Annotated in this window: 16 protein-coding genes; 13 read left to right on the top strand and 3 right to left on the bottom strand. The window is 37.8% G+C overall.

The window, feature by feature from the left end; all coding sequences use genetic code 11:
- The first annotated feature begins 139 nt into the window (after window positions 1–139).
- A complete protein-coding gene (locus tag AB1H92_RS10755) occupies window positions 140–1,012 on the top strand; it encodes a DNA-3-methyladenine glycosylase (protein ID WP_311157219.1) in 873 nt (290 codons plus the stop codon).
- A 26-nt stretch (window positions 1,013–1,038) separates the two neighbouring features.
- On the opposite strand, the gene AB1H92_RS10750 is transcribed toward AB1H92_RS10755, so the two are convergent.
- Window positions 1,039–1,185, bottom strand: a complete 147-nt coding sequence (locus tag AB1H92_RS10750; protein ID WP_166739534.1) for a hypothetical protein — start codon at window positions 1,183–1,185, stop codon at window positions 1,039–1,041.
- An 899-nt stretch (window positions 1,186–2,084) separates the two neighbouring features.
- Between AB1H92_RS10750 and AB1H92_RS10745 the strand changes: the two genes are divergently transcribed.
- The 9 genes from AB1H92_RS10745 to AB1H92_RS10705 all read left to right on the top strand — a co-directional run bounded on the left by AB1H92_RS10745 (window position 2,085) and on the right by AB1H92_RS10705 (window position 16,195).
- Window positions 2,085–3,473 (top strand): aldehyde dehydrogenase, encoded by a 1,389-nt coding sequence (locus AB1H92_RS10745; protein ID WP_115360298.1) that lies wholly within the window; start codon window positions 2,085–2,087, stop codon window positions 3,471–3,473.
- 389 nt (window positions 3,474–3,862) lie between these two features.
- The gene (locus tag AB1H92_RS10740) at window positions 3,863–5,344 is read left to right on the top strand and encodes a UDP-N-acetylmuramoyl-L-alanyl-D-glutamate--2,6-diaminopimelate ligase (RefSeq protein ID WP_115360299.1); all 1,482 of its coding nucleotides are present in this window, start codon (window positions 3,863–3,865) and stop codon (window positions 5,342–5,344) included.
- A gap of 99 nt (window positions 5,345–5,443) precedes the next feature.
- Window positions 5,444–7,018, top strand: coding sequence for a peptide chain release factor 3 (locus tag AB1H92_RS10735; RefSeq protein ID WP_115360300.1), 1,575 nt, complete (start codon window positions 5,444–5,446; stop codon window positions 7,016–7,018).
- 163 nt (window positions 7,019–7,181) lie between these two features.
- A complete protein-coding gene (locus AB1H92_RS10730) occupies window positions 7,182–10,250 on the top strand; it encodes an efflux RND transporter permease subunit (RefSeq protein ID WP_115364043.1) in 3,069 nt (1,022 codons plus the stop codon).
- A 188-nt stretch (window positions 10,251–10,438) separates the two neighbouring features.
- Window positions 10,439–11,527 carry an SDR family oxidoreductase gene (locus AB1H92_RS10725; RefSeq protein ID WP_115360301.1) on the top strand — a complete coding sequence of 363 codons (1,089 nt, stop codon included), beginning with the start codon at window positions 10,439–10,441 and terminating at the stop codon, window positions 11,525–11,527.
- Window positions 11,528–11,778: 251 nt separating this feature from the next.
- On the top strand, window positions 11,779–12,540 hold the full coding sequence (locus tag AB1H92_RS10720) for a TerC family protein (protein ID WP_115360302.1): 762 nt from the start codon (window positions 11,779–11,781) through the stop codon (window positions 12,538–12,540).
- Between the two features lie 30 nt (window positions 12,541–12,570).
- A complete protein-coding gene (locus tag AB1H92_RS10715; RefSeq protein ID WP_115360303.1) occupies window positions 12,571–13,923 on the top strand; it encodes a TrkH family potassium uptake protein in 1,353 nt (450 codons plus the stop codon).
- Between the two features lie 315 nt (window positions 13,924–14,238).
- Complete coding sequence (locus tag AB1H92_RS10710) at window positions 14,239–15,669, top strand: ATP-binding protein (protein ID WP_166739533.1); 1,431 nt, start codon at window positions 14,239–14,241, stop codon at window positions 15,667–15,669.
- Window positions 15,670–15,751: 82 nt separating this feature from the next.
- Window positions 15,752–16,195: a MarR family winged helix-turn-helix transcriptional regulator gene (locus AB1H92_RS10705; protein ID WP_115360305.1), complete on the top strand. Its 444-nt coding sequence runs from the start codon at window positions 15,752–15,754 to the stop codon at window positions 16,193–16,195.
- A gap of 161 nt (window positions 16,196–16,356) precedes the next feature.
- Here the strand turns inward: AB1H92_RS10705 and AB1H92_RS10700 are convergent, their stop codons facing one another.
- On the bottom strand, window positions 16,357–17,055 hold the full coding sequence (locus AB1H92_RS10700) for a hypothetical protein (RefSeq protein ID WP_115360306.1): 699 nt from the start codon (window positions 17,053–17,055) through the stop codon (window positions 16,357–16,359).
- Window positions 17,056–17,258: 203 nt separating this feature from the next.
- Between AB1H92_RS10700 and AB1H92_RS10695 the strand changes: the two genes are divergently transcribed.
- The 3 genes from AB1H92_RS10695 to AB1H92_RS10685 all read left to right on the top strand — a co-directional run bounded on the left by AB1H92_RS10695 (window position 17,259) and on the right by AB1H92_RS10685 (window position 19,139).
- The gene (locus AB1H92_RS10695) at window positions 17,259–17,417 is read left to right on the top strand and encodes an aspartyl-phosphate phosphatase Spo0E family protein (RefSeq protein WP_115360307.1); all 159 of its coding nucleotides are present in this window, start codon (window positions 17,259–17,261) and stop codon (window positions 17,415–17,417) included.
- A 306-nt stretch (window positions 17,418–17,723) separates the two neighbouring features.
- Window positions 17,724–18,593: an NAD(P)-dependent oxidoreductase gene (locus tag AB1H92_RS10690; protein ID WP_115360308.1), complete on the top strand. Its 870-nt coding sequence runs from the start codon at window positions 17,724–17,726 to the stop codon at window positions 18,591–18,593.
- Between the two features lie 81 nt (window positions 18,594–18,674).
- On the top strand, window positions 18,675–19,139 hold the full coding sequence (locus AB1H92_RS10685; protein WP_166739532.1) for a chemotaxis protein CheW: 465 nt from the start codon (window positions 18,675–18,677) through the stop codon (window positions 19,137–19,139).
- A 59-nt stretch (window positions 19,140–19,198) separates the two neighbouring features.
- On the opposite strand, the gene AB1H92_RS10680 is transcribed toward AB1H92_RS10685, so the two are convergent.
- Window positions 19,199–19,660, bottom strand: a complete 462-nt coding sequence (locus AB1H92_RS10680; RefSeq protein ID WP_243835601.1) for a YkyB family protein — start codon at window positions 19,658–19,660, stop codon at window positions 19,199–19,201.
- Window positions 19,661–19,662 lie beyond the last annotated feature (2 nt).

Raw genomic sequence — 19,662 nt, 5'->3', positions numbered from 1 at the left:
CGGAATACTAAACTATCATGGGAGAGAAAACATCTGCCTAAAATAGTACCGACAAAAACTTGACTCAATCGTGCTTCCTTCTTGGGGCCAGTATCCAGTATCCAGTATACTAAAGTTACAATTAATAATAGGCGGGTGAGTGGTTATTGGGAATCTGATTACACTTCCATTTATATATGATTTCGATGGGGCATTGGAAAGACTGGCAGGAGATCCTGTAAATTCAGTTGATATATTGAACCGCTCAATTCGATTTCCAATGGAAGAAGGGAATGTAGTGACCTTGCAAGCAACGGGCATGAAAGAAGCGCCTTCTTTTGTTCTGAACGGAATACTTAATGACGTGCAACTAAATACTGTGAAAGACATCTTTCATTTTAATCAACCTTTAGAGGACATTCACCTTCATTTTCAAGATACGGATTTGGCACCAATATTTAATATCCACGAAGGTACACCACTTGTACGAAGTTTTTCGCTTTATGGTACATTAATGCGCAGTATTATTCATCAACAACTAAATATGTCTTTTGCGAATACATTAACGATGCGCTTTATTAAAGCATTCGGCACTGAAATAGATGGTGTGTTGCAGTATCCTTTACCTGAAGTTATCGCTAACCTTGAAGTGTCAACACTTCGAGACATGCAATTTAGTTCAAGGAAGGCCGAGTATCTCATTGGTTTATCGCAAGCGGTGGCATCTGGTTCTCTCGATCTTGAAAAATTACAACGATTAGAGGACAAGGAAGTAATTGATATCCTAACCAATTATCGAGGTGTCGGTCCGTGGACTGCCCAAAGCTTTCTCATGTCTGGTCTAGGACGTCAAAACTTATTTCCAGTCGCAGATATTGGGTTACAAAACGCATTAAAGAATTTATGGGGAATGGATAAAAAACCAACGAGAGAGGAAATCATTGCGCGTTTTCCTACTTGGTCTCCATATTTAAGTTACGCGGCTTTGTATTTATGGAGGAGTATCGAAAAAAACAGCTTTTCCAGTAAATGATATGGAAAAGCTGTTTAAAATATTAGTCAAGAATGCAATTCATCATCGTCGGATTCGTCCTCTTTAAAATAGAGGAAATTCTCTTCATCAAGTTCAGCAAGTCTCTCTTTGTTAATTCCAAGGGCAAGGTCTCCTTCGAATATTTCTTCCCACCATGCTTCAGTAGTTGTCATTGTATTTCCTCCTCATTGGTTTATAGTGATTTAAACACTCTTTACCCCTAGGTGATATAATAAAAACCGTGAAAGGGTAAATCGAATCGGAAGGCCTACTTTTTTCTCTTTCTTGATTGATTAGATTAAAAAGGAACAAACTTATACTACATTTGCACTTGTTCGTTAAGAATCACAACAACTTCAACAAAATGAAAATGCAAAAACCATTGATTATTTGATAAAACGATGTTCGACTTACAGAAATGGAGAATAAATAGGGGTTACATGCTGCAACCTCATATGAGAGTTCTTTTCGCCTAGGGCTATATCGGGTAACGCCAGCATCCCATGCTTGGATAAAATGTGCTTTGCGAGAAGCCACTCGCATACGATTGAGAATTGACTCCACAACTACAAGATTAGACGCATCCTTGGCAATAAAATCCTTGGGTTTGTTCTCGAGAACAAGGCTGCTTTATAAGAAGTATTCCCTCATACTCTTCAACTTATGTGCAGAATGTTTGATGCAACCTATCCGTCAAACGTAATGCTAGCTAATACAAGCGCCTTAGCTACCCTTTGAAAGTGGTCAGGAAGAAAATCTGACAAATATAGTATGTGGAACGAATAATGATTTAAAACTGTGCAATTGGTCGGAACTTAGTAAGATGAAAAAACAGTCCTTTAGAAATATTGACTTCTTTCGAACTTGTTGAGATCTTGTCGAAGAATGTGGTTCTACAACTGAATAGCGAAATTGTAAATCTGGTCAAGTTTGAAGGTGGGCTCGAAATCCAAAGGCTAAACAATCTACTTTTGAATTAACAATGAAAGCAGTTGTATATCGTGAGCTTTGGTTTGTATTTGCCTAGTATTCTGTCTACCATATAAACTAGAAAAGAAACGGAGGGAATCAATTGAACTTTACTGCAGATGATATGCAATCAATGATTCAAACACAGCAGGACTTTTATTTTTCAGGTAAGACAAAAAGTGTTGAATTTAGAAAACGAATGTTAAAGAGGTTATACGATGCAATCCTTGATCGTGAAGATGCGATTACACAGGCACTTCATAAAGATTTAGGAAAAAGTTCTTTTGAAGCGTATGCGACTGAAATAGGTTTTGTTCTTTCGAGTATTTCATTTATGCTGAAATCAATTGATGATTGGGTTAAACCGCAAAAAGTGAAAACGCCTATGCATTTACAGCCAGCAAAAAGTTTTATCGTACGTGAACCTTACGGGGTTGTGCTCATCATTGGACCATTTAATTATCCATTTCAACTTGTCATAGAGCCATTAATTGGCGCAATTGTTGGTGGAAATTGTGCCATGGTTAAGCCTTCAGAAATGACGATGCATACGTGTCAGGTGATTGGCGACATAATTGAAGAAGTTTTCCCACCTCATTATATACGCGTAGTAGAAGGTGAGCGTGAAGAAATATCTGCTTTAATCCATGCTCCGTTCGATTATATTTTCTTTACAGGAAGTACTACGGTAGGAAAAATCGTAATGAAAGCTGCTGCGGAAAGGTTAACCCCCATCACATTAGAATTAGGTGGGAAAAGTCCTGTTATTGTGGACCAAACCGCAAACCTTGATCATGCAGCTGAACGTATTGTTTGGGGGAAATTTATAAATACCGGTCAAACATGTGTGGCGCCTGATTATTTACTCGTGCATAAAAGTGTAAAGGAAGCATTGACCAAACGAATGATTCGTGTCATTCAAAAGTTTTTTAGTAAGAACCCGATAGATAGTCCGGACTATGGTCGTATCATTAATGAAAAACATTTCAATCGAATTACAGAGATTATTGAGAAAGAGTCCGCTCATATTGTTTATGGTGGACAATATGAACGTACAAAACTTTTTGTTGCGCCAACATTATTATCGAATGTACATTGGGGAAGTCCATCTATGGAAGAAGAAATTTTCGGACCTGTACTTCCCATCATTGAATATGATAATTTGGGTGAAGCCATGCATCGCATTCGACAACAACCGAAGTCATTAGCTGCCTATATGTTTACAGAAAACGAACGAGCAGCAAATTATTTTGTTGAAAACTTGCCATTCGGTGGTGGATGTATTAATGATACGATTTCCCATGTTGGCAATATCCATTTACCTTTCGGCGGTGTCGGTGCATCAGGGATGAATGCTTATCATGGTAAAGCAAGCTTTGAATTATTCACGCATGCAAAATCGATGCTGCAAAGACCTACAAAAGTTCCTATGAGACTAGCATTCCCACCTTATAAAAATAAATTAAAACTCATTAAACCGTTCATTCGATGAAGAATACTACACTCCATTTGTTAAATGCTAAAAACAATTGGAGTTTTTTAGTACAAACGAATCGTTTTTTGCTTCACTTCGTTTCTTTTACCTTTTTCTAAAAGGATAATCATTGTATAATTTAAGGTACGGGGAAAAGAGGAGAATTTGGATGACGAATTTATTTAAAAAAGAAAAAACAGTGGATTTCTTTAGAACACTGATAGAAATACCTAATCCTTCTGGCTATACATCGGATGAATATTGCTACGAGAGAAGGTAAAACAATTCGCATTCTCGTTTATAATAAACTACCCATATAGACAAGCTTAGAGCAATAGTAAAGGAAATTAAAAGCAAGGTCGTATAAAATGTGAAATCGAATATGTAGGATTGAACGGAGGATTTTGATGGATACGAAAAGTTTATTTTCGATACTACCTATAAAACATGTGGAAGGCGCACTACCTGAAACGGTGACAGATTTGGAGGTGGATTCTAGAGCGGTCCAACCCGGTGGCGTTTTTGTTTGTATTGAAGGTTTTACAGTGGATGGACATCAATATGTTCAACAAGCGATTGATAACGGGGCACGTGTCATCGTGGCTTCGAAGCCGATACCTGTAGATTTAGAAAAAGTTGCAGTTGTGACTGTTGAAAATACCTCACGTGCACTTGGTCTATTGGCACCGAGATATTTTAATTATCCATCGAAAAAAATGACGATGATTGGTGTGACGGGAACGAATGGAAAAACGAGTGTAAGTGGCATTATCCAATCAATTTTACAAGCGGCACATGAAAAATCTGCAGCTTCCGGAACAATCGGATTTAATTTAAATGGAACGCTTTATGAAACGGAAAATACAACAGGGAATGTACTCGCCACACAGTCTATGATTGCACAAGCTGCGAATGAAGGCTGTCAAACAATGACGATGGAGGTTTCATCACATGGTCTAGTCGAAGGTCGGTTGGCAGGTACTGAATTTGATATTGTGGTCTTTACAAATTTAACGCATGATCATCTTGATTTTCACGGAACGATGGACAATTACGGGGATGCGAAAGGGTTATTGTTTGCTCAATTGGGACAAGACCTTTCGCAAAGAAAATATGCCATTGTGAATATCGATGACCCTTGGTATGAGAAATTTATTGAAAAAACAAGTCATCCAATTCTCACATATGGCGTACACAATAAAGGACATTTTCATGCGAAAGATATTCAGTTAGAAGCCAATCAAACGAGTTTCACGCTCGTAACGCCTGACGGTGAATATCATGTTCAGATGAAATTAATTGGCGAATTTAGTGTAGCAAACGCGCTTGCAGCTACGGCGGCATTGTACGCAAAAGGGATGAAAACAGAAAGCATCGTCAATTATTTAAGTGAAATTGAGCCGATTGCAGGTCGCATGGAAAAAGTGGAGACAGACTTGCCGCTTACGATGTATGTCGACTATGCACACACTGCTGACGCGATTCAAAAGGCGATTGAGGCGGTCGTACCTTATAAGAAAAATAAAATCATATTCCTAATCGGGACAGGTGGAAATCGTGATAGAGTGAAGCGCCCAATTATGGCCAAAGAAGCCTCTGCTGCGGATTACGTTGTGTTAACGACAGATGATCCACGTAATGAACCATATGAAACGATTTTATCTGAACTTGAGGCGGGAATGACGCATCAACAATATGCTTGTATCGGCGATCGGGTAGAAGCTGTTCAACATGCTGTGTCTGTAGCAGAAGAAGATGATATCATTATATTCGCTGGAAAAGGCCATGAAGACTTTCAAATTATTGGACGTGAAAAGTATCCACATTCAGATGCCGACATTGCACTTGAAGCGGCGGAGAAAAAATTTAGAGTGAAAAAAATTAATTAATTAGGAAAGAGCTATCTCGATTGCTAAGCTGTTTTCGGCAAGACAGATAGTTCTTTTTCTGTTTGAACACATTAAGCATGGAAAAAGAGGAGAGAAATTATGGAACATTCTATAACAGATGAAATTAATGCACGTCGAACTTTTGCGATTATCTCGCATCCAGACGCGGGAAAAACGACAATTACTGAAAAACTATTGTACTTTGGTGGCGCAATCCGTGATGCGGGTACGGTAAAAGGAAGAAAAACTGGTAAGTACGCTACTTCTGACTGGATGGAAATTGAGAAGCAAAGAGGAATTTCTGTGACGTCTTCCGTGATGCAATTTGACTATGACGGGAAAAAAGTAAATATTTTAGATACACCTGGGCACGAAGATTTCAGTGAAGATACGTATAGAACGTTAATGGCTGTTGATGCGGCAGTGATGATGATTGACGTAGCAAGAGGTGTCGAACCACAGACAATCAAATTATTTAAAGTTTGTCGTATGCGGGGCATTCCAATCTTTACGTTCATTAATAAGATGGATAGACAAGGGAAAGAGCCACTCGATTTAATGGAAGAATTAGAAGAAGTATTAGGGATTGAATCGTATGCGATGAATTGGCCAATTGGCATGGGGAAAGAATTCCTCGGCATTTACGATCGTTTTAACAATCGAATCGAGCAGGCGCGAGTTGAAGGAGAAGACCGTTTCTTGGCATTAAATGAAGACGGTGAGCTTGCGGATACTCATCCAATGATGGATAGTTCTTATTACGACCAAGCGTTAGAAGATATCATGCTCTTGAATGAAGCGGGGAATGAGTTCTCTGAAGAGCGTGTTGCCAAAGGTGAATTAACACCTGTATTTTTTGGGAGTGCATTAACGAATTTTGGTGTCCAAACATTTTTAGAAACCTTTTTACAGTTTGCACCGCGCCCACAAGCTCGTTTAACAACAGAGGAAGAAGCAATAAATCCACATGAAGAAGAGTTTTCAGGTTTTATCTTTAAAATACAAGCGAATATGAACCCTGCACACCGCGATAGAATTGCCTTTGTGCGTATCGTTTCAGGCGCTTTTAACCGGGGGATGACCGTTACGGTACCAAGACTTTCTCGCTCGTTTAAATTAACCCAAACGACACAATTTCTTGCAGATGACAGGGAAACAGTAAACGAAGCGGTTGCAGGCGATATTATCGGACTTCATGATACAGGTAATTATCAAATTGGGGATACGGTCATTGGTGGAAAGTCATCCTTTTCATTCGCTGCGCTTCCACAATTTACTCCGGAACTGTTCGTTCGGGTCACAGCCAAGAACGTCATGAAATCTAAGCATTTCCATAAAGGTATTTTGCAATTAGTTCAGGAAGGCGCTATCCAATATTATCGAACACTCCATACTGAAGAATTGCTTTTAGGAGCAGTAGGGCAGTTACAATTTGAAGTGTTTGAACATCGGATGAAAAACGAATATAACGTTGAAGTACAGATGGAGAATATCGGGTCAAAAGTAGCGCGTTGGATTCATAACGAGGCAGATGTGAAAGAATCGATGGCTGGGCAACGTGCAATGCTTGTGAAGGATCGTTATGACAAATTGGTATTTTTATTTGAAAATGACTTCGCGATGCGCTGGTTCCACGATAGAAATCCTGAGATTGAATTGTATAGTTTATTATAAAAAGAAACCTAACGACACCTTTGCCTTTATGTCGTTAGGTTTTTAATTTCAAGAGTAAAAGACGATGCTTCCTTCAATTCAGTAACGTAATGGAATATCTTGGTTGAACAAACGTGTGACATTCATTATGATGAAAGAAAGTGATCGTAGAAAGGACATATCAATGAAAATTAGTGACTTTTCAATTAAAAGGCCAGTATTTACAATTGTAACGATGTTCTTAGTCATTATACTTGGGGCGGTTTCATTTTTCCGTATACCAATGACATTAATCCCAGAATTAAACCCGCCTGTTGCGGTCGTTGTAACAAGTTATCCAGGGGCTTCTCCGATAGAAGTAAATGAGAAGCTGACAAAACCATTAGAGAAGAGTTTATCAACCTCACCAGGTTTAAAAACGATGCAGTCATCTTCACAAGAAGGTTCAAATTTTATTTTTCTCATGTTCGACTGGTCGACTAAAATTGATGATATCCAAATGGATGTGATGCAACGTATCGATCATGTGCCTGTTCCAGATGGAGCAAATGCACCGCGATTTATGAAGTTTGACCCCTCACAATTTCCCGTGATTCAGCTATCTTTACGTGCCGAGACAGAGCAAGTGGATATCCGAACGTTAGCTGAATCCTTAGAACAAGAGTTACGGCGGACGGAAGGCGTAGCAAGTGTAACGGTTTCGGGTGAATTGATAGAGGAAGTTCAAATTACACTCAATGAGAAAAAATTAGAAGAATACGGCCTTGTGCAGGAAGACATTGTACAAGTCATTCAAGCGAATCATGTGTCAATGCCCGGGGAACCCATTGAAACAGGTGATAAAAAACAATTGACAACACGGATTGTCAGTATGTTAACTTCGGTGGATGATATTAAAAAACTACCAATTAGGACCAATCCTCTCAATGGGGAAAAAGTTTACATTCAAGATATAGGAAAAGTTACGTTAAAAGAAGCAACATCTTCTACGATTACCCGTGCAAATGAGGAGCAGGCTGTTTTAATGTCTGTGTTGCAGGAATCAGGTGCAAACACGGCGGATGTGTCTACGGCTTTTAAAGATGCGCTGGAAGACTTACTTGCAACAGAGGCGTTTAAAGATGTCGCTGCAGATATTTTGTTTGACCAAGGTGATTATATTCAATTGGCGATTGGAAATATCGGCCAAACACTCCTATTAGGTGGCATCTTTGCAATGCTGGTATTGTTCTTTTTCTTAAAAGGAATTAAAAGTCCAATTATCATCGGAATTGCAATCCCCTATTCGGTGATTGTTACATTTGTCATGATGTTCTTTGCGGATTTTTCACTTAATATTATGACGCTAGGTGCACTAGCGCTAGGGATTGGAATGTTAGTAGATAACGCAATTGTCGTGATTGAAAATATAGAGCGCCATTTAGCGATGGGAAAGAAGCCAAAACTAGCAGCGTATGAAGGGGCAAAAGAAGTAGGTGGAGCGATTACTGCATCGACATTAACAACGCTCGCTGTTTTTGTACCCGTTATCTTTATAAGTGGGCTCATCGGTGAAATTTTTACGGAGTTTGCGCTGACGATATCGTTTAGTTTATTTGCTTCGCTCATTGTCGCATTGACGGTTGTGCCCATGATGGCGGGGCATATGTTAAAAGCACCGAAAATAAATATTGAAGCGAGACGCCGTCGTTCTAAACCATTAAATAGGTTTACACGTTCAGTGAAATGGGCGCTACGCCATCGATTGATTGTCTTAAGTATTACAGTTGTGATGCTTGTTTTAAGCGGTCTAGGTTTAAATAAAGTGGGTACGGAGTTTTTACCGGCAACAGATGAAGGGTTCGTTAGTGTTGCCGTGAAACTTCCAAATGGTTCATCACCATCAGCTACTGATGAAGTGATGAAAAAAATTGAAGCTGAATTGAAAAAACAAGATGATGTGGAAGTCTATGTGAGTTTAGTAGGCGGTACACAAGAGGGGTTAGCGCAAGGGACTTCAAATGCCGCAAGGGGAGAAGTGTATGTAAAGTTACTTCCGCTGGCGGATCGTAATCGTTCAATCTTCGAATTTGTAGATGCTGTTCAACCGAAAGTCTTGGATGCCATTCTTGACGATGCTGAAGTAAGTTTTAATTTACAAACAGCTTCAGGTTCATCTCCGAATGTGCTCTCCTTTTCGCTCAAAGATATAGATGAAGAACGTTTACATGATGCGGTTATTGAATTGAATGAAGAGCTTGAAGCATTAAATACCGTACAAGAAGTATCGAATACAATTCAAAATACAGTTGAAGAAATAAAAATTGATGTGAACAGAGTGAAAGCTGAAGAACAAGGCCTCGCTCCTTATCAAATTGCCCAATCAATTAACCATATCACAAGGGGGCAATTAGCCACGCAAATTATTGGTGAGAAGGATGAAGTGATCGATGTATTTGTTCAATATGATGAACGAGATAGAAATAGTATTGAACAGTTGAAAAAACTAAAATTACGCACGCAAACAGGTGAATTTGTAACGCTCGATTCAGTTGCCAACATCAGTATTACAGATGGTCCAGTTGCGATTCAACGAGTCGATCAAGCCCATTCGGTGACATTCGATGTAAAATACGTTTCAACAGAATCATTAGGACAAATGACCAAAAAGGTGAACGAGATCATCGAGAGAATTGACTTACCAAAGGAAATTGACGTCTCTTTCGGTGGTGATCGGGAGCTTTTTGAAAGTGCTGTCTATGATATGATGCTAGCCCTTATACTAGCTGTGATTCTTGTTTATATTGTGATGGCTGCACAGTTTGAATCATTTAAGTATCCATTTGTCATTATCTTTTCTGTTCCTTTAATGGTCATCGGGGTAGCCCTCGGTTTATTTGCTACAAATACGCCGATTAGTGTGACGGCAATTATTGGTGTTTTAGTGCTTGTCGGGATTGTCGTGAACAACGGAATCGTTTTAGTTGATTATATCAATCAACAAAAAGAAAAAGGGGTATCTTCGTATGATGCGATTATCGTGTCCGTTCGAAATCGTGTGCGTCCAATTTTAATGACTGCCCTCACAACGATTCTTGGTTTATTGCCGCTTGCTTTAGGCATTGGAGAGGGAACAGAGATGAACCAGCCGATGGGGATTGCGGTTATTGGTGGATTAATCAGTTCAACATTATTAACGCTCTATGTCGTTCCCGTCATGTATAGTTTATTTGATAAAGAAACGAGAAAAAAGAACGTGCAAGGCCAATCGTGATTCAGTGCCAATAAAAACTTCACCGCAATAAGTCTGAAAATAAATTGGATGCATTTTTAAAAGTAGAGGATGAGATTAGCAAAATCTCGTCTTCTACTTTTTCTTGTTTACGGCTATAATTAAAATAGTTTTAATATTCTATGTGAGGATGGGTAATGCATCTTTTCGTTGCGAAGAGGAGGGACAATATGAGAATACATTTTTTCACTGGATTTCCTGGTTTTATTGCCTCTGAATTAATTAAAGAATTATTACGTCAAGAAGAAGTCGTGAAGATTTATTTATTGGTTCAAGAAGAGCAAGTTTTACTTGCAAAATCAAAAATCAAATCAATTATGAAAGAAGTACAAATTTACGTGCCATTTGAATTGATAGAAGGGGATATATCTAAACCTAATCTGAATATCAAACAGTCTATCGTTCATCGATTGAACACAGAACATCTAACTGTTTGGCATCTTGCTGCCATCTATGATCTTGCTGTAAAAGCAGAAATTGCTTGGAAAGTAAATGTGGATGGGACGAAGAATGTGAATGAGTTCATCCAAAATCATCCTTCAATCGAGCGGTATCTGTATTTTAGTACGGCTTATGTGGCTGGGAAGCGGGAAGGGGTATTATTGGAGACGGAGTTAATCCGTCCGATTGCATTTAAAAATCATTATGAGGAAACGAAGTTTGAAGCAGAATTGTTAGTTGAGTCCCTTAAAGCACATATCCCTTTAACAGTTATTCGTCCTGGAATCGTGAGGGGGCATTCGGTAACGGGAGAAACAATCAAATTTGACGGTCCATACTTTTTTATGAATATGATTGATCGTTTAAAGTGGTTACCATTGATTCCTTATGTAGGAAAAACAGAGGCGTGCATAAACGTTGTGCCGATTGACTATATTATTAATGCAACCGTCTATCTATCAAAAATTCACGAAGCATTGGGGAAAACCATTCATTTAACAGATCCAGCTCCCCATTTGATTGAAGATGTTTACCGAGCGATGGTATTCGAACTAACCGGAAAAAAACCAAAAGGCAGAGTGCCACGCATTCTAGCTGAAAAAGGCCTGTCATCGACAAAGTTACAGCAAAAGTTAGGGGTTGAAGTAGAGACAATTGACTATTTAACATGGAACGCTACATTTGATACGACGATTGCTCAACAGCTGCTGGCCCCTAGTGGAATTGAATGTGCAGATTTTATACAATCTATCCCAACGATGACTGCTTTCTATAATAAAAATAAGGGGAATCCTGAATTTCATATAAAAATAAATTAATTTTTTATATACATTTATACTGAAAATGATATAATATAGGCAAAAGCATCCAATAACTTAATAACTTTTGACACAGCATGTCAAAGGGGAGTAGCATTAGGGAAACCTATTTCATAATCGTCAATACATGGCTTTGCCATCGGTTATGATAGCCGAAATTTGCAGTACTGAATTCCGACTTTGCGAGACCTTTGCCTTTATTAGGTGAGGGTCTTTTTTATTTTGAATTCATAGGAGGAATCAATTAGAAAGTGGAAGCAATATTATTAGAATACGCATGGGTGCTTGTCGTCCTGATTATACTAGAAGGATTACTCGCAGCAGATAACGCAGTCGTCATGGCTGTTATGGTAAAACATTTACCGAAGGTTCAACAAAGAAAAGCTTTGTTTTATGGTTTATTAGGTGCATTTGTATTTCGATTTGCCGCGTTATTTATGATTACTTTCTTAGTAGATATATGGCAAATTCAAGCACTCGGTGCAGCATATTTATTGTTCATATCTATTAAAAATATTATTGACCAAAGAAAAAATAATCATAATGATGCAACGGTTAAGCAAGGCAAAAAATCAGGTTTTTGGATGACAGTTTTGAAAGTAGAGTTGGCAGATATAGCGTTTGCGCTTGATTCTATGTTAGCTGCCGTTGCACTTGCAGTTACTCTACCAGAATTAGGGGATTTCGATATTGGTGGTATTAATGGTGGACAGTTTTCTGTGATGTTACTCGGTGGGATTGTCGGTCTTATCATTATGAGATTTGCTGCTAGGCAATTTGTTGTGTTGTTGGAAAAATACCCAACACTTGAAACGGCTGCATTTCTTATTGTAGGATGGGTAGGCGTTAAATTAGTTGTCCTTACTTTATCCCATGAAAAGCTTCAGATTATTGATACAGCATTTCCGCATTCTACTCTTTGGAAATCGACATTTTGGATTGTATTGGTAGGAATTGCACTGCGAGGATATTTAAGTGGTGTAAGGAAAGTTCGTAAGAAACGAGTAAGGTAAAGAATGGGTGGCGGAAGGAGGAGTTTAAAAATGAAGTATCCACGGGAAGCAATTAAAAGATTTACAGCAGTGCAAATACTTGTGTTTTATTATTTTCTTGCGATTGCTTTCTCCTTCTTTCTCCTTAATTTACCAGGTGTTTATAAGCCAGGTATAGAAGTGAAGTTTATTGACAGTGTATTTACGGCTGTAAGTGCTGTAAGCGTCACAGGGCTAACGCCGATAAGTATTGGTGATACCTATACATCTTTCGGGATTGCAATGCTCATGGTTGTGTTGCAACTTGGTGGAATCGGGGTCATGTCGCTCGGGACATTTTTTTGGTTAATGATTAAGAAACGAATCGGATTGCGTGAACGTCAGTTAATGATGGCGGATCATAATCAGTATGAACTTGCAGGAATCGTTCAACTTATTCGTCAAATTGTCCAACTAATTTTTACGATTGAGTTAGTCGGCGGCCTTATATTTACGGTTTATATTCTAAATGATTTTGAAACATTTGGTGAGGCTTTCCTTAATGGCTTGTTTATGGCTGTGTCCGCAACAACAAATGCTGGTTTTTCACTTGATAATGCCTCGTTACAGCCATATTTCAATGATTACTTTATTCAAATTTGTACGATGATTCTAATTGTTTTAGGAGCCATCGGATTTCCCGTTTTAGCAGAAGTGAGATACTATTTTTCAAGAAATAAAAGGAAGAACTTTCGTTTTTCATTATTCACTAAAATTACCACTGTAACATTCGGGTTTTTACTTGTATTTGGTGCAGTAATGATTTTTATTTTAGAATCAATGAATTCGTTCAAGGGGATGGCATGGCATGAAAAAGTTTTTACTGCGCTATTCCATTCAGTTTCCTCACGTTCTGCGGGGTTAACGACATTTGATGTCACGCAATTTAGTAACGCAACGGACATTTTGATTAGCAGCTTAATGTTTATCGGTGCGTCTCCCAGTTCAGTGGGGGGCGGTATAAGGACGACGACCCTTGCAATTGCTGTATTGTTTCTCATTAGTTTTGCGCGTGGACAAGAAGTCATTCATGTTTTTCATCGACAAATAAAAATAGTAGATGTCTTTAGGTCTTACGCTGTTATTCTCTTGGCAGGACTGATGGTGTTAATTGCGGTTGTTGTCCTTCTCGTTACCGAGCCTACGTTACCAGCACATGCACTGTTATTTGAAATTACTTCAGCTTTCGGGACTTGTGGCATGTCACTTGGGATTACATCTGAACTATCGATAACCGGAAAAATTATAATCATGGTCCTGATGTTTATTGGAAGAGTTGGATTAATATCATTTTTATTTACATTAGGAGGAAGAACCCAAAAACCGCATTATCATTATCCGAAAGAAAGAGTCATCATTGGATGATTGTGGACAACATTCTACAATATAATAAATGATTGGCCTTTATATCAGGATATCGGGTCCTAGCGAAATATTTTGCTAGGGCTTTTTTGTATTATATAGTTATTTCGGTTTTAAATATCGGCTAAATTTGTTATAATTTTAAAGAGTGTAAAGATTCAGAGTCTGATGAATATTTGAGGGTTCTTTTGGCCTATACACATAAATGGTAATCTGTGGAATAATCTGAAGTGAATATCTCTTGGACAAATTTGAGCTTTCCGCATGATTTATCAATATTCCTCATATTGTTTTAAAAAGGGGGTAGGAGGTTTGAAGTTGACATTAGAAAAAACACAAATAAATGAAGACATTCAATTTCTCTTAAAAGATGTAAATAAACCATTAGCGGTTGTCGATCTGAGTGGCACGATTTATCAGGCGAATGATCGATTTATAGAGAGTTTTGGAATCGGTAAACAAAGTAATATGAAAAATGTGATTGCAGATCAATCATTACTTACAATGAACGACATGTTAACACAAATAAGTGATAAAAAAAGAATGACTCTTGATTTACAAATGAAATTGCAAAAAGACCAATGTTCTGTGAGAGTAAGTGTTCTTTATGATGAATCAGCTAGTAGTATGATTATGCTTTTCGACTTATCTTTAATCAATAAAAAAAGATTGGATATTCATTGGGGAAGTTCATTTATACAATCTGATAGCTTATTTATTATCAGTGATCAAGAGGGAATTATTAAAGATATGAATGAGTTATCCCATGAACTTTTTGATGTTCCACACGAACATTTTATTGGGGGAACAATCGATCATGTTCTGGAATTATTCTCGGAGAAAACGCTGAATATAGAGAAGTATAAGCAACAAGTAGCAGAAGATGGACATATTGAAACGATACAGCAATATATTCATCCATCGGAACATATCCGCTATTACAAAATCGCATCTTTTAAAGATGACGAGACGAATCTAACCTTAACGAAAATAACTGATCATACCGAAAAGACGATGCTCAAGCAACAATTGGCACATAAAGGTTCATTATTAGAAGTTGGCCAACTTGCTGCAAGTATCGCACATGAAATTCGAAATCCGATCACGACGCTTAAAGGATTTACTCAATTATTAAAAGCTACTGCAAGTGAGGAGACGTTAAATTATTTAAATGTCATAGATGATGAAATTCAAAGGATGGAGTTAATATTAAGTGAGATGTTATTTTTGTCGAAACCTTCATCATTTGAAAAAGAAAATATTTCCGTGAACACGCTTCTTTCGGATATTATTCGTGTAATTTATCCAAAAGCAACTTTGGAAAGTATTATGATCGTACAAAATTTTGATTTCGGAGGAGAGCCTTATCTTCTGGGAGAGGAAGGAAAATTAAAACAAGTTCTGCTAAATTTATTGAAAAATGGATTGGAAGCTATGCAACCAGGTGGAACTTTGTCCATATACACTAAAAAATCCGGACAGAATAAAATAAATATTGTTATAGAAGATACGGGAAAGGGCATCGATGAAAATCATTTGAAGCAAATATTCATGCCTTATTTTACGACGCGTTCTTCGGGTACAGGACTAGGATTGCCCTTCGTTTTAAAAACTGTAGAGGATCATGGGGGAACCATTTCAGTTACTAGTGAATTGGGGAAAGGAACGAAATTCATCCTTGCGTTTCCGATTATTGAAACAGATAAGAGGATTCCGGAGGGAGAAAAAAACGAAATAGTTACAAAATAAAAGGAATAATAAGCTATTTTGACAAGGGTGTTCTCTATCCGATATACTATGAAGGACATACAGACTTATAGAAGGTGAAAAAATGACGCAGGATAGAGAGCGTGCGCTCAAGTTATTTATCGTGCTTTCAAGGGCGAGCAAAGTAATATTAGAAGAATCTCATAAGCTAATTGAACAGTATGGGCTGAATCCGACAGAATTTGGGGTTCTTGAACTTCTTCATCATAGAGGTCAACAACCAATCCAAAAAATCGGGCAAAAAATTTTACTTCGTAGTGGTTCAATGACCTATGTTGTCAATAGATTGGAAGAGAAAGGTTTTTTACGACGGGTTTTTTGTGAAGAAGATAAGCGGGTCACGTATATATCGATTACAGATAAAGGGGTATCGTTGGTCGAATCCATCTTTCCTGAGCATGCAAAAAAAATAGAAGAGTTAATGGCTGGCTTAAATGTTGAAGAGCAAGAAGCAGCGATTCATTTAGTAAAAAAACTCGGATTGTCAGTCAAAGACTTATCAAAATAAAACGTGGAAACTCATCATAGAGTGCCTACGTTTTTTTGTTGAAAATGGTAATGATGCAAACATAACATTTTAGCATTCTTAAAAATTGAAAATAAAAAGACTGTGGACAAAAAATTGTCTACAGTCTTTTTGTGCTATACTTTAAATGAAACAGATTGTCTTTATTTTTTTACGACCGTTTCACCCATTTTTAAAAAGTCAGAGAAATAGAGGCCTTCTTGTGTATCGAAAATCGTTAGACGAACGAGCAAGTCATTACGTTCAAATACGATACCAGTTACAATCCCTTCTGCTGTAGTCACTGTGTATCCAACGGCATTTTCAATATGAGCGCCTTGCGGTAAGAAGTTTTCATCTGTCAATTCAGTTGGTGTACTCCCGCTACTAGTCGCTTCTAGCGTTGTAATTGTATTTTCTTTTAGATACGTATAAGTTTCTTCATCAGCAGGTAATGTTTCGATTCTCATAAAGATTTGACCATCTTCAGTTAAGTATAAAGAATCTCTCCCTGGTTCCTCACTCGTTAGTGTATATTCAGGTAAGATATACATTGAAAAATCTTGTGCATCGCTATCTACTTGTTCTGCTATCGTTAAAAAGTCGTTTGATTGTGGTTTTTCATTTTCAACAGAATCTTCCACGTTCTCGTCATTTTCAGCAGCCTTTTCGTCATTCTCAAGCTCATCTGAAACATCCTCATCCTGTTTTTCGGTATCTTCATGTTTTTCTACTTCCTCATTAGGTGCTGTACCTGTCTCGTTTTCAACATCTGGATCATTGTTATCACCAGTATTGCCACAGGCAGCTAAAATGAGCATTGCAATAAGTAAAGTTGAAAATAAATATGATTTTTTTAACATACCAATTCCTCCTTCTGTAGAGTAGGCGAATAAAACATCTCTTACTTTCATTCAATTATTATTCTAAACGAAAACAGCTATTGCGTAAAATCATTATAGTCGATACAATATTAACAAAGATTTTAGATTTATCAGAAGTAGGAAGGATTCTTTTGTTCTTTATGAAATAATAAACACCTCATTTTATCGATGGAGGGGTTCGTATGAGACAGAATCTAATGGATGAAATCGAACAGTTGCGAGTGGCAATGATTATCACTGCAAATCAGAAAGGTTTTTCTTCACGAGAGACGATAGACTTAAGCAGAAAGCTAGATATACTCCTAAATGAGTTAGAAAGCGACAAAGATTCATTGCGGTGAACGCGTTGTTTACAAAGGACGGAAGCATATGCCGAATACTAAAATGAATTTAGCCTTGCAAAAATAAATAAAAATAAATTTTTTTAAAAAAAGATGTTTAAGCTTAGGGAAATTGGGGGACATTAATATTGAACACAGCAACATTCTCATTTCCCCCTTTTAAGGACGAACTTACTAAAAGTTCGTCCTCTTTTTTGTTATTTTGCAAAAGTTGTTTATACATGGTCGATACACATGTCAAAAAGGAAAAAGTTTATCCTTTCTGGTAGAATATACAGAAAAGAGAGTGAATAAAAGGGGGAAGTAATGATGGTTAAAAATATTGCTTTTATAGGTACAGGTGTAATGGGAAGAAGCATTGTTCGACATTTATTAAAAGCGGATTACAATGTCACCATTTATACGAGAACAAAGTCAAAAGCTGAATCTTTATTAACTGAAGGGGCTGTATGGGCTGACACGCCAAGCAAAGCTGTTGACGTTGCAGAAGTAATCTTTACAATGGCTGGCTACCCAGCGGATGTTGAAAGCATTTATTTTGGCGAGAATGGTATTTTTGAAAGTGGAAAGGCAGGGCAAATCGTTGTTGATATGACGACTTCAAGTCCTGAATTAGCAAAAATGATTGCGAATCGCGCAACAGAAATGCAAATGTCCTCTATTGATGCACCAGTTTCAGGTGGAGATGTTGGTGCACAAAATGGTATTCTATCGATTATGTGTGGCGGGGACGAAATTGTTTTCGAAAAAATTCAACCTATATTACAAGTGTTTGGTAAAGATATTGTCTATCAAGGAGTAGCGGGAGCAGGCCAACATACAAAAATGGCCAATCAAATTGCGATTGCTACGAATATGATTGGCGTTTGCGAGGCAATCGTATATGCGGAAAAAGCGGGTCTAGACCCTCGAACAGTATTATCTTCGATTGCTTCAGGCGCAGCAGGATCCTGGTCCTTATCGAATTTAGCGCCACGCATGTTAGAAGGGGATTTTAAACCGGGATTTTATGTCAAACACTTTTTAAAGGATATGGATATTGCGCTCTCAGAAGCAGAGATGATGGAACTCGAGTTACCAGGCCTAAAACTTGCTCGTAGTATGTATAATGAGTTAGTTACTAAAGGTTATGGAGATAAAGGTACGCAAGTTTTATATGAAAAATATCAGTCATAGCTAAATGAAATTAAATCATTACCGATAATAAAGGATAGGGCGAGAGGAAACGGTTAAAGTCATTTGAAAGGAATGGACCTAATGAACCTATCTGAAAAAGAAGTGGGAGTACAAAATATATTTGAGTTTGTTGAGTTTCGAGTTGGAGTGAGTCATTTCGGTATTCGAATATCCCAAGTACGAGAGATTATTGAGCCTTTACCAGTCACTGTAATTCCTCATGCACCAAATTTTGTTAAAGGGATTATTCAATTACGCGGAGATGTACTTCCTTTGATTGACTTGAAAACAATCATAGGCCAGACTGAGTTAGAAACTGAAATGGCCACTAATAAATATATTGTTGTCGAATTTGGACAAATGACAGCTGCATTAGAAGTCAGTGATGTGATGCAGATTGATCGAATTAATAAGCGAGAGATTGAACCTGCAAATGAAGTATACGTTGCGGATGAACTCCCTGTATCGGGCGTAATTAAACGAAGCAACGAGATCGTTTTACTCGTGGAATTTGAAGAGATGATTATAGGTAAGGTTAACGCATAATGTTTAGCTAGGACTTATTAAGCGAATGCAGGGGGTAAGTCCTAGCTGAAACTTACTGATTAACCGTCTAAATAAGATGAGCGAAAGTCTTTCGAGTTAGCCATTTTCCTATTCGTTTTTGGTTTAGGTGTTCTTTGTTTTGAGTGATTATTTTTGGGTTTCGTGCCGATGAAATCGTACAATAATTCTTTAGCTACACGTAGACTCATGCGTTCTTGTGGGTTGCGTGAAGAGTGATTTTGATGGCCGAGATGGGGAAGTGTTCTAAAATCTTCTTTTTCTGGAACCATGTGGAAGAGAAAATCAAGACACTGAACTAATGTAGTTGAATGTTGTTTACTAAATTTGGGATTATCTACGAAGTGTAAGCCTAGTTTTTTTGCTTCACCAGTACGCAAAAGCTTTTGAAGTGCCCTCTTTTTTAAATCATATAATTCTTTGTTGTTCGGCGCTGTTTTTGCATGGCGATTCACGGTATATACAGCAATTGCTAGTTGTCTAATTTGAGTATGATGATTCACAT

The sequence above is a fragment of the Sporosarcina pasteurii genome (genome assembly GCF_041295575.1).
In the GTDB taxonomy this organism is placed as follows: domain Bacteria; phylum Bacillota; class Bacilli; order Bacillales_A; family Planococcaceae; genus Sporosarcina; species Sporosarcina pasteurii.
The sequence above is the reverse complement of the archived record's forward strand: the minus strand, read 5'-3'. Positions and strand labels throughout refer to the sequence as shown.